Origin of the sequence: Azospirillum baldaniorum, from assembly GCF_003119195.2 — a bacterium.
Taxonomy (GTDB): Bacteria; Pseudomonadota; Alphaproteobacteria; order Azospirillales; family Azospirillaceae; genus Azospirillum; species Azospirillum baldaniorum.
The window spans coordinates 2464809-2476251 of sequence record NZ_CP022253.1; the positions used below are offsets into that span (position 1 = coordinate 2464809).

An 11443-nucleotide genomic window follows, 5' to 3' on the forward strand; every position below is an offset into this window, starting at 1 on the left:
CCACCCGGTAACGCGGGAAAGGCAAGGCGTCATGTGGAACTACACCGACAAGGTCAAGGAACACTTCTTCAACCCGAAGAACGCCGGCGCGCTGGATGAGGCGAACGCCGTGGGCGAGGTCGGGTCGATCACCTGCGGCGACGCCCTGAAGCTGATGATGAAGGTCAACCCCGACAGCCAGGTCATCGAGGACGCGAAGTTCCAGACCTTCGGCTGCGGCTCGGCCATCGCGTCCTCGTCGGCGCTGACGGAGATGATTATCGGCAAGACGGTGGACGAGGCGCTGGCCGTCACCAACCGCGACATCGCCGAGTATCTGGGCGGCCTGCCGCCGGAGAAGATGCACTGTTCGGTCATGGGCGCCGAGGCGCTCCGCGCCGCCATCGCCAACTTCAAGGGCGAGGAGTGGGTCGACGACCACGAGGAAGGCGAGCTGGTCTGCAAGTGCTTCGGCATCGACGCGGCGATGATCGAGCGCGCGGTGACCGTCAACAGCCTGACCACGCTGGAGGAGGTCACCCACTACACCAAGGCCGGCGGTTCCTGCCAGACCTGCCACGAGAAGATCGAGGAGGTGCTGGAGGCCGTGCTCGCCAAGACCGGCGCGCTGGCCCCGCCCAAGCCGCACGCCCCCGGCACGGTCGGGCTGGACGCCATCAAGCCGCTGGCCCCGAAGGCCGAGGCCGCCCCGGCGAAGCTCACGAACGTGCAGCGCATGCAGAAGATCATGGTCGCCATCGAGGAGCTGCGCCCGCAGATCCAGCGCGACGGCGGCGACGTAGAGCTGGTGGACATCGACGGCAAGGACATCTACGTCCGGCTGACCGGCGCCTGCTCCGGCTGTTCGCAGTCCGCCGGCACCATGATGGGCGTGCAGGCCAAGCTGGTCGAGGCGCTGGGCGAGTTCGTCCGCGTCAAACCCGCCTCCCTTCTGCCGGTGGGGGCCTGAGCCATGACCGCACAGGGAATCTACCTGGACAACAACGCCACCACCCGCGTCGATCCGGAGGTGCTGGCGGAGATGCTGCCGCTGTTCACCGAGCAGTTCGGCAACCCCTCCTCCATGCACGGCTTCGGCGCCGCGGTGGGCGGCAAGATCGAATGGGCGCGCAAGCAGGTGCAGGCGCTGCTCGGCGCCGCCCATGACAGCGAGATCGTCTTCACCTCCGGCGGCACGGAGAGCGACAACACCGCCATCCTGTCGGTGCTGGAGGCCTACCCGAAGAAGAAGAGCATCGTCACCAGCGTGGTCGAGCATCCCGCCGTCCTGGCGCTGTGCGACTATCTGGAGAAAAAGCGCGGCTACACCGTCCACCGCATCGGCGTGGACAACCGGGGCAACCTGGACCTGGACGCCTACAAGGCGGCCCTGTCGCCGGACGTCGCCATTGTCTCGATCATGTGGGCGAACAACGAGACCGGGACGATCTTCCCGATCGAGGAGCTGGCCCAGCTCGCCAAGGCCGCCAGCGCGGTGTTCCACACCGACGCCGTGCAGGCGGTCGGCAAGATCCCGATGACGCTCGCCAGCAGCGCGGTGGACATGCTGTCGCTGTCCGGCCACAAGCTGCACGCGCCCAAGGGCATCGGCGCGCTCTACGTCAAGCGCGGCCTGCGCTTCCGCCCGATGCTGCGCGGCGGCCACCAGGAGCGCTCGCGCCGCGCCGGCACGGAGAACGCGCCGGGCATCGTCGGGCTGGGGGCGGCCGCACAGCTCGCGCTCATGCACATGACCGACGAGAACACGCGGGTGAAGGCGCTGCGCGACAAGCTGGAGCAGGCCATCCTGGCCGCCGTTCCGAACTGCTTCGTCACCGGCAACCCGGCCAACCGCCTGCCCAACACCTGCAACGTCGCCTTCGAGTACATCGAGGGCGAGGCGATCCTCCTCCTGCTGAACGAGGCTGGCATCGCCGCCTCCTCGGGGTCGGCCTGCACCTCCGGGTCGCTGGAGCCGAGCCACGTGATGCGGGCGATGGGCGTGCCCTACACGGCCGCCCACGGCGCCACCCGCTTCTCCCTGTCGCGCGAGACGACCGAGGGGGAGATCGACCGGGTGATCGCTGTGGTCCCCGGCATCATCGCGAAGCTGCGCTCGCTGTCGCCCTACTGGTCGCAGGCGGGCGCGCCGAAGGAGTTCGCACCGGTTTACTCGTAACACCGAGATCGCAGGCCGGGCCGGGCCCGCGCCCCGGCAACCCGCCCGACGACACCCGCCGGGACGCGGTTCCCCGGCCCGGTCTGCGACACAACACCCTGGCACCGTTGCCCCACCCTAACCCTCCCCCGCTGGGCGGGGGAGGGAGGGGACCCACGCAGTGGGGAGGGTGGGGGCAAGACCCACCACTGATTACGCTCAGATTGAGGATGTGACCGAATGCCGATGGCCGGTTCCACCATCATCAACGACACGACGCTGCGCGACGGGGAGCAGACGGCGGGGGTCGCCTTCACGCTCGACGAGAAGATCGCCATCGCCCGCGCGCTCGACGAGGCCGGCGTGCCGGAACTGGAGATCGGCATCCCCGCCATGGGTCCGGAGGAGCGCGAAGGCATCCGCGCCGTCGCCGCTCTGGGGCTGAAGGCCCGGCTGATGGTCTGGTGCCGCATGCACGACACCGACCTGAAGGCGGCGTTGGACTGCAAGGTCGGCACCGTCAACCTGTCGATGCCCGTCTCCGACATCCACATCACCAAGAAGCTGAAGCGCAGCCGGGCCTGGGCCTTGGCGGAAATCGAACGCAAGGTCAAGACGGCCCGCGACCACGGGCTGGAGGTCAGCCTGGGCGGCGAGGATTCCTCGCGCGCCGACATGGATTTCCTGATCGCCGCCGCGACCGTGGCGCAGGAGGCCGGCGCCCGCCGCTTCCGCTTCGCCGACACGCTGGGCGTGCTCGACCCCTTCCAGACGCGCGCCTGCATCGAACGGCTGCGCCGGGCCACCGACCTGGAGATCGAGATCCACGCCCACGACGACCTCGGCCTCGCCAACGCCAACTCGCTGGCCGCCGTGCTGGGCGGGGCGACCCACGTCAACACCACCGTCAACGGGCTGGGCGAGCGCGCCGGCAACGCCCCGCTGGAGGAGGTGGTGGTGTCGCTGAAGGTTCTCTACGGGCAGGACTGCGGGGTGGACACCCGCGCGCTGGGGGCGATCTCCGACCTCGTCGAGCGCGCGTCCAACCGGCCGGTTGCGGTCAACAAGTCGATCGTCGGCGACGCCGTCTTCACGCACGAGGCCGGCATCCACGTCGACGGGCTGCTGCGCGACCGCGCCACCTATCAGAATTTCGACCCCGCCGAGGTGGGGCGTGAGCACCGCATCGTGCTGGGCAAGCATTCCGGCACGGCCGGGGTGAAGATGGCCTACGGCCAGCTCGGCATCCCCTGCGACGACGCCACCGCCCAGGCGGTGCTCCCGCGGGTCCGCGCGCTCGCCACCCGCGCCAAGCGCGCCCCGACGGCGGAGGAACTGCGCGCCTTCCACGACGATGCCACCCGCTGGAGCGTCGTCTCCTCGTGATGCGGAGGACCCCATGGCCGCGATCGACGCCCACCCGGACCTCGCCATGACGGACACCAGCCTGTGGCGGCTGCTGCGCGAGGACGTCGCTTGCGTCTTCGACCGCGACCCGGCGGCGCGCAATGTCCTCGACGTGCTGACCTGCTACCCCGGCATCCACGCGCTGGTGTGCCACCGGCTGTCCAACGCCGCTTGGCGGCGGGGGCTGCGCTGGCCGGCGCGTTTCCTGTCCTATCTGGCCCGCGCCCTGACCAACATTGACATCCACCCCGGCGCCACCATCGGCCGCCGCTTCTTCATCGACCACGGGGCCGGCGTCGTCATCGGCGAAACGGCGGAGATCGGCGACGACGTGACGCTCTACCACGGCGTGACTCTCGGCGGCACCTCTTGGACCAAGGGCAAGCGGCACCCGACGCTGGGTGACGGCGTGCTGGTCGGGTCCGGGGCCAAGATCCTGGGACCGATCACCGTCGGTGCCCAGTGCCGCGTCGGCGCCAACTCCGTGGTGACCAAGGACGTGCCGGAGGGCATGACGGTGGTCGGCATCCCCGGCCGCATCGTCCGTCCGGACACCCAGCGCCGGCTGGCCGCCCACGGCATCGACCTCGACCACCATCTGATGCCCGACCCGGTCGGCAAGGCCATCGCCTGCCTGATCGACCACATCAACCGCATCGAGGCCCGGCTGGAAGCCCACGCGGCGGAGGAGGCCACGCGCCCCGCCCCACCGCTAAGCGCGATCCGGCTGGACGATCTGCCGCTCGACGGCATCGTCTGCCGGAGCTGCGGCAACCTGTGCGACCAGGACGCCTGCGGCGACCGCGACCACCACACCCATTCCCCCGACACCGGCGCGCGCGCCGATCATTACGTCATCTGAACGGAAAGGACCCCGCCATGAGCTTCAAGGACGATCTGGAGGATCTGGAGACCGCGGAGGACTTCCTGCGCTTCCTCGGCGTCACCTACGAGCAGCGCGTGGTGAACGTGAACCGCCTGCACATCCTGCAGCGCTTCCACGACTATCTGTCCGCCGACACCGGCATGGAGGGTCTGGACGACGAGGGCATGGCCGCCCGCTACGGCGCCCATCTGCAGCGCGCCTACCAGGACTTCGTGGTGTCCAACGCCATCGCCGAGAAGACCTTCAAGGTCCACCAGGACGAGGCCAAGCGGATGGCCGACCGTTTCGTGCCGCTGGACTCCCTGCTGCCGACCTGATCCGTTCCATCCTTCGTTTCCAAGACGGCCCGCGAACCCGCCTCCCGGCGAGCGTCCGCGGGCCGTTGCGCTTTCCGGCCGTCCTCCGCGCCCTGTGCGGCGCTTGTCGGGTTTGTCCGGTAGGCGACAGAGGGCGGACGAGGTCCGGGATCGGGTCGGGCCGCGACGGAATCCCCCTGTTGAGAAGCCGACACGTCCGGTCTTTGTCGTTTTTGCGACAATCTCTCAACAGCCATAAAATCCATTTATTACAATGATTTACCGCTCCGCACAAGTTTGGCACGCCGCTTGCTGGTAGGACCATAGCCACGCCGCGCGACAGGCGGCGGAATGTCAAGGAGACCGGGATGCACATCGTTGTCTGTATCAAACAGGTGCCCGACAGCGCCCAGATCCGCATCCACCCCGTGACGAACACGATCATGCGTCAGGGCGTCCCGGCCATCATCAACCCCTTCGACCTCTTCTCGCTGGAGGAGGCGCTGCGGATCAAGGACAAGGTCGGCGCCCGCGTCACCGTCCTGACCATGGGGCCGCCGATGGCCGAAACCTCGCTGCGCAAGGCGCTGTCGCTGGGTGCTGACGACGCGGTGCTGCTGACCGACCGCAAGTTCGCGGGATCGGACACGCTGGCAACCTCCTACGCCCTGACCTCCGCCATCAAGAAGCTGTCGGAGGAGGAACAGGTCGATCTGGTCTTCTGCGGCAAGCAGACGGTGGACGGCGACACCGCGCAGGTCGGTCCGGGCATCGCCACGCGGCTGGGTTTCCAGCAGCTCACCTACATCACGAAGATCGAATCGATAGACCAGGGCGCCAGGGAGATCGTCGTGCACCGCCGCTCCGAAGGCGGCGTGCAGGTGCTGAAGACCGCCCTGCCCTGCATGATCACGATGCTGGAAGGCACGAACACCATCCGCTTCGGCAAGATGGACGACATGTTCCGCGCCGCCCGTTACGGCCTGAAGACCTGGAACAAGGACACCACCGGCGCCGAGGAGACGAAGGTCGGGCTGAAGGGCTCGCCCACCGTCGTGTCGAAGGTCTTCGTGCCGAAGCCGCGCGCCCAGAAGGCGACGATGGTCGAGGCCGAGACTCCCACCGCGGAGGCCCAGGCCGCCGCCGCCGTGGACGCCATCTTCGGCGCCCAGCCGAAACTCGCCGACGAGCTGCTCGCCCGCGCCGCCGCGGGGCTGTGACGCGCCGTTCCTGACGAATCCTCCGCCGGAGACATCCCGATGAGCGAACCAAGCAAGCCGCAGGGACGCAAGTTCCAACTGCCCGAGCACCTGAAGGAATACAAGGGCATCTGGGTGATCGTGGAGCAGGAGCGCGGCTCCGTCCATTCCGTGTCGTGGGAGCTGGTGGGCGAGGCCCGCAAGCTCGCCGACAAGCTGGGGGTCGAGGTGGGGGCCGTGGTCCTGGGCGCCGACAGCCCGGAGCTGAACGCCATCTGCGGCGACGCCTTCACCTACGGCGCCGACGTCGTCTACAAGGTGACCGACCCCGTCCTGGCCGACTACCGCACCGATCCCTACACGCGGGTGATGACCGACGTGGTCAACACCTACAAGCCGGAGATCGTGCTGCTGGGCGCCACCACGCTGGGCCGCGACCTCGCCGGCGCCATCGCCACCACGCTCGCCACCGGCCTGACCGCCGACTGCACCGAGCTGGACATCTACATGGACAACCGGTCGCTGGCGGCCACCCGCCCGACCTTCGGCGGCACGCTGCTCTGCACCATCCAGACGCTGGCCTACCGCCCGCAGATGGCCACGGTGCGCCCGCGCGTGATGTCGATGCCCGACCGCGACGACAGCCGCACCGGCCGCGTCGTCGAGGTGTTCCCGAACCTGCGTGAGACCGACGTCATCACCAAGGTGCTGAGCTTCATCGCCGACCGCGAGCAGACCGAAGCGCAGCTCGCCTTCGCCGACATCATCGTCGCGGCGGGCAAGGGGCTGGGCAAGCCGGAGAACCTGAAGCTGGTCTTCGACCTCGCCAAGGTCCTGGGCGGCGAGGTCGGGGTGACCCGTCCGCTGGTCCAGGCCGGCTGGACCGGCTTCGACCGGCAGGTCGGGCAGACCGGCAAGACGGTGCGCCCGAAGCTCTACATCGCCGCCGGCATCTCCGGCGCCATCCAGCACCGGGTCGGCATGGAGAAGTCCGACCTGATCCTGGCCATCAACACCGACCCCAACGCGCCGATCTTCGACTTCGCCCATCTCGGGCTGGTCGGCGACGCGCTGACCATCCTGCCGGCCCTGACCGACGCCTTCGGCAAGCGCCTGTCGGTCAACCGGCTGGCCGGCTAAGCAACCGGACGATAAGGAGCCAACAGGACATGGTCGAAAAGTTCGACGCCATCGTCATCGGTGCCGGCCCGTCCGGCAACGCGGCGGCCTACACGCTGGCCAAGCAGGGCCTCAACGTTCTTCAGCTCGAGCGCGGGGAGTATCCCGGCGCCAAGAACGTCCAGGGCGGCATCATGTACGCCGCCGAGCTGGAGAAGATCATCCCGGACTTCCGCGAGGATTGCCCGACCGAGCGCCACATCATCGAACAGCGCGTCTGGCTGCTCGGCGACGACAACTACATCGGCACCAACTACCGGTCGGAGGCTTTCAACAGCGACAAGCCGAACCGTTACACGATCATCCGCGCCAACATCGACAAGTGGTTCTCCGAGAAGATCCGCGAGGCCGGCGGCCTGCAGATCTGCGAGACCACGGTGACGGAGCTGATCCGCGACGCCTCGGGCAAGGTCATCGGCGTGCGCACCGACCGCGAGGGCGGCGAGATCCACGCCGACGTGGTCATCATGGCCGACGGCGTGAACGCCCTGCTCGCCCGCCGCACCGGCTTCCAGCAGGAGTTGGCACCGCAGAACGTCGCGCTGGCCGTCAAGGAAATCCTGTTCATCGATCCCGAGCTGATCCAGCAGCGCTTCGGCCTGAAGGACGAAGAGGGCGTGGTCATCGAGATCATGGGCAAGGTGACCAAGGGCATGGTCGGCACGGCGTTCCTCTACACCAACAAGGAATCGCTGACGATCGGCATCGGCTGCCTGATCTCCGACTTCAAGGAGGGCGCCATCCCGCCCTACAAGATGCTGGAGGACCTGAAGAACCACCCCGTCATCAAGCCGCTGATCGAAGGGGCGGAGATGAAGGAATACGCCGCCCACATGATCCCGGAGGGCGGCTACAAGGCGGTTCCGCAGCTCTACGGCGACGGCTGGATGGTGGTCGGCGACGCCGCCCACTTCAACAACGCCGCCCACCGCGAGGGCTCCAACCTCGCCATGGCGTCGGGCCGCATGGCCGCGGAGACGGTGATCGAGCTGAAGCAGGCCGGCAAGCCCTTCAACGCCGCCAACCTCGCCGCCTACAAGAAGAAGCTGGACGACAGCTTCATCATGAAGGACCTGAAGAAGTACCGGAACCTGCCGGGCATCATGCACGAGAACAAGCAGTTCTTCGGCGCCTATCCCGACACGCTGACCGCCGCCGCCCACAGCTGGTTCACCGTGGACAGCGTCGACAAGAGGACGAAGGAGAAGGAGATCATGAAGTCCTTCGTCAAGAAGCGCTCGATCATGGGTCTGGTCGGCGACGCAATCAAGCTGGTGAGGGCCGTGCGATGAGCATCGTGGTCAAGATCGAAGAGAAGCTGTACCAGAACCGCTACATCGTGGACGAGAGCCGGCCGCACATCCAGATCCGCAACGACGCGGTCTGCAAGTCCTGCGAGTCCCAGGCCTGCACCGTCTGCTGCCCGGCGGCCTGCTACAGCAAGAACGAGACCGGCAGCGTGACGCTGGCCACCGACGGCTGCCTGGAATGCGGCACCTGCCGCGTGGTCTGCCAGGACAAGGAAAATATTCAGTGGGACTACCCACGGGGCGGCTACGGCATCAGTTATAAGTTTGGTTGAGGAACGCACCGGCGGTCCTACGGCCTTCGCCGCTGGCCTGCCGGTCGTCTCCCTCTCCTATCCGCCATGACTGAAACCCCTTCCCGCTCCGCGGGGAGGGGTTTTCTTCGTTGCTCCCATCCGAATTTTCAGCCCGCCCGACGGGTGCAGAAGGGACGAAGGCTGCACATATCCGTTGTATCGAGACCCGCGGAACGAGGGAGACGGAACATGCAGCTTCGTGTCTGCTTCGAGAACATGAAGTCGGTCAACGTCAACGACGCATCCATGATGCGGCATTATGCCGAAAGCTATCTCGCCGACTTCCGGCCAGAATGGGCAGGCTTCATCATGCTGCCGCACAACGAGACCCAGCGCGCCACGATGGAGCCGGCTTGGCAGATGCTGATCCGCAACGCCACGCCGGACATGGAACGCCGTCTGCTGGAGTATGTCCGGGGCAATCCGATGGCCGCCTACCATGTGCACATCTACCGCCGCGATCATGGGAACGAGGTCAAGGTCCACTGACGCCCGAGGGGTTGGACACGGGGCACCGCCCGTAAACACCCACCGGCTGTTCGGACAGGACCCGGATCGCCCGGCCAGCTGTGCAGAGCAGAAGCAAGGAATCGCCGTTCGCGCCCATCCCGCGGACGGCGATTTTTTCGTTCCGTCCACGCCTGTCGCCTCCGAAGCCCGTCCCGTCGCACGACGATGGAAAAAGCGGGTGCCTGTCGAAATCCGCGGGAAGTTTGCAATGCGCCTCTCCATCAAAATCCTTCTTCTTGTGGTCCTGAATCTTCTCGGCCTTCTGCTCGCCGTCAGTGACGTCGTCGGGCTGCGCGCGCTCAACATGGCGAACGCCGACCTGCGGTCGGTTCATGACGAACGCGTGCTGCCGCTGCGCAACCTGAAGATCATCTCGGACGCCTACGCCGTCTTCATCGTCGACGCCTCGCACAAGGCCCGCAACGGCAACTTCACCTGGGACGAAAGCCTGGCGTCGACCCGCAAGGCGAAGGAGGATATCCGGTCGCACTGGTCCGCCTATCTGGCCAACCCGCTCAACGCCGAGGAACAGGCCCTCGTCGACCAGATCAAGCCGGACATGGCCAAGGCCGATATCCTGATCGAGCGGCTGATCGGCATCCTGTCGGACAAGGACGGCCGGGCGCTGGACGGCTTCGTCCGGAAGGAGCTGTATCAGACCATCGACCCCGTCACCGACCGCATCGGCCTGCTGATCGACCTCCAGGTGCGCGTCGCCGGCGAGAATTACGAGGCGGCCCAGAAGACCCACGACATGGCCAGCACGACCGCCTGGACGCTGCTGGCCGTCGGCATCGCCATGGTGCTGCTGGGCGTGATGGTGGTGGTCCGCCGCGTCGTCGGCCCGGTGGGGCGCCTGACCGCCGCGATGCGGCGTATCGCCGGTGGCGACTATGCCGAAGCCGTGCCGGGAAGCGGCGGGCACGACGAGATCGGAGCGATGGCCCGCGCGGTGGAGGTGTTCAAGGCCAACGGGCTGGAGAACCAGCGCATGCGCCAGGAGCAGGAACGCCAGCGCGAGCAGGCCGAGATCGCCAAGCGCGACGCGCTGGAGAACATGGCCCAGACGGTGGAGCGCGAAACCCGCAACGCCGTGGACCGGGTGGCCGAGCGCACCGGGCAGATGGAAGGCAACGCCGCCGCCATGGCCCGGTCGGCGGACGCCGTCGGGGCGAACAGCCAGTCGGTGGCCGCCGCCGCGGAGCAGGCCCTGCGCAACGCCCAGACCGTCGCCGCCGCCTCGGAGGAACTGGCCGCCTCGATCCGCGAGATCGGCACCCAGGTGGCGCAGGCCAGCAGCATCACCCGAATCGCCGTGGAGAAGGGCGATCTGGCGCGCGGCACCATCCAGTCCCTGTCCAACGCCGTGCAGAAGATCGGTGACGTCGCCCAGCTCATTCAGACGATCGCCAGCCAGACCAACCTTCTGGCGCTGAACGCCACCATCGAGGCGGCACGGGCCGGGGAAGCCGGCAAGGGCTTCGCCGTGGTGGCCAGCGAGGTGAAGAATCTGGCGAACCAGACCGCGCAGGCGACCGAGGACATCGCCACCCAGATCGGCGAGATCCAGGCCGCGACCGGCGGCGCCGTGGCTGCCGTCTCCACCATCACCGACAGCATCACCGAGGTCGATCAGGTTGCCGCCGCCATCGCCGCCGCGATGGAGGAACAGGCCGCCGCGACCCAGGAGATCAGCCGGAACGTCAACCAGACCGCCGACGCCGCGCGCGAGGTCTCCCGCCGCATCGCCGAGGTCTCCAGCGAGGCGCAGGCCACCGGCGACCGCGCGTCCGACGTGCGCACCGTCGCCGACGACGTCTCGGGGAGCATCGACGAGCTGCGCGGCATCCTGGTCCGTGTCGTCCGCACCTCGATGAGCGAAGTGGACCGCCGCCGCGAGGCCCGCTACGCGGTGGAACTGCCCGCCCGCGCCGACACCCCCGCCGGCAACCGGATCTGCCGCCTGCACAACCTGTCCTCCAGCGGCGCCGCGCTGCAGGTGTGGGACGGCGCCACGAACGGCGCGCGCGGCACGCTGCACATCGACGGCTTCGGCATGCCCCTGCCCTTCACCGTCGTGACGGTCGAGGCCCAGAGCTGCCACGTCCGTTTCGAGCTGCCGGACGAGGCGAAGGCCGGCTTCGAACAGCGCTTCAGCGCGCTGGTCCGTGACCGCGCCCTGCGGCCGATGGCCGCCTGATCGACTGATGGGGATGGCGCCGGCTT

At 67.8% G+C, this 11443-nt stretch carries 11 protein-coding genes; all 11 read left to right on the forward strand.

Translation table 11 applies throughout. The features are described from left to right. Positions 1–31: 31 nt before the first annotated feature. On the forward strand, positions 32–949 hold the full coding sequence (gene nifU / locus Sp245p_RS11710; protein WP_014239771.1) for a Fe-S cluster assembly protein NifU: 918 nt from the start codon (positions 32–34) through the stop codon (positions 947–949). A 3-nt stretch (positions 950–952) separates the two neighbouring features. After that, the gene (gene nifS / locus Sp245p_RS11715; RefSeq protein WP_014239770.1) at positions 953–2158 is read left to right on the forward strand and encodes a cysteine desulfurase NifS; all 1206 of its coding nucleotides are present in this window, start codon (positions 953–955) and stop codon (positions 2156–2158) included. Between the two features lie 219 nt (positions 2159–2377). After that, entirely contained in the window at positions 2378–3523 is a 1146-nt protein-coding gene (gene nifV, locus Sp245p_RS11720) for a homocitrate synthase (protein ID WP_014239769.1), read from the forward strand. A gap of 13 nt (positions 3524–3536) precedes the next feature. Continuing rightward, complete coding sequence (cysE, locus tag Sp245p_RS11725) at positions 3537–4406, forward strand: serine O-acetyltransferase (RefSeq protein ID WP_014239768.1); 870 nt, start codon at positions 3537–3539, stop codon at positions 4404–4406. 17 nt (positions 4407–4423) lie between these two features. Beyond that, a complete protein-coding gene (nifW, locus tag Sp245p_RS11730; protein ID WP_014239767.1) occupies positions 4424–4747 on the forward strand; it encodes a nitrogenase-stabilizing/protective protein NifW in 324 nt (107 codons plus the stop codon). A 347-nt stretch (positions 4748–5094) separates the two neighbouring features. After that, positions 5095–5946: an electron transfer flavoprotein subunit beta/FixA family protein gene (locus tag Sp245p_RS11735; RefSeq protein ID WP_014239766.1), complete on the forward strand. Its 852-nt coding sequence runs from the start codon at positions 5095–5097 to the stop codon at positions 5944–5946. Positions 5947–5985: 39 nt separating this feature from the next. Further along, positions 5986–7065, forward strand: coding sequence for an electron transfer flavoprotein subunit alpha/FixB family protein (locus Sp245p_RS11740; protein ID WP_014239765.1), 1080 nt, complete (start codon positions 5986–5988; stop codon positions 7063–7065). Between the two features lie 29 nt (positions 7066–7094). Further along, on the forward strand, positions 7095–8396 hold the full coding sequence (locus Sp245p_RS11745; RefSeq protein WP_014239764.1) for an FAD-dependent oxidoreductase: 1302 nt from the start codon (positions 7095–7097) through the stop codon (positions 8394–8396). Then, positions 8393–8686, forward strand: coding sequence for a ferredoxin family protein (locus tag Sp245p_RS11750; RefSeq protein ID WP_014239763.1), 294 nt, complete (start codon positions 8393–8395; stop codon positions 8684–8686). The genes Sp245p_RS11745 and Sp245p_RS11750 overlap by 4 nt, the downstream gene beginning before the upstream one ends. Positions 8687–8896: 210 nt before the next feature. Beyond that, positions 8897–9196 (forward strand): hypothetical protein, encoded by a 300-nt coding sequence (locus tag Sp245p_RS11755; RefSeq protein ID WP_014239762.1) that lies wholly within the window; start codon positions 8897–8899, stop codon positions 9194–9196. Between the two features lie 229 nt (positions 9197–9425). Continuing rightward, entirely contained in the window at positions 9426–11417 is a 1992-nt protein-coding gene (locus Sp245p_RS11760; RefSeq protein WP_014239760.1) for a methyl-accepting chemotaxis protein, read from the forward strand. Positions 11418–11443: the final 26 nt, after the last annotated feature.